Below are 219 nucleotides of genomic sequence, written 5' to 3'. Positions count from 1 at the left end.
AGAGATTCGAACTCTCGGATGGTTTCCCATCGGCGGTTTTCAAGACCGCTGCCTTAAGCCGCTCGGCCACCCCTCCGTTTTGAAACTGTACTGCATTGGCAAAACATCTATTTTTGCCGCTTTATTGCCCAGGGCAGATAAAGTGGCGGAGGAGGAGAGATTCGAACTCTCGGATGGTTTCCCATCGGCGGTTTTCAAGACCGCTGCCTTAAGCCGCTC

General features: G+C 53.0%; 1 protein-coding gene. It reads left to right on the top strand.

Annotation, left to right across the window (positions count from 1 at the left end; all coding sequences use genetic code 11):
• A partial coding sequence (locus HFD94_RS22945; RefSeq protein ID WP_207712428.1) for a hypothetical protein occupies positions 1-219 on the top strand: 219 nt, incomplete at both ends.

Source organism: Pantoea sp. EKM20T, from assembly GCF_011800485.1.
GTDB lineage: Bacteria > Pseudomonadota > Gammaproteobacteria > Enterobacterales > Enterobacteriaceae > Pantoea > Pantoea agglomerans.
This window is presented reverse-complemented; position numbering and strand designations above follow the sequence as displayed.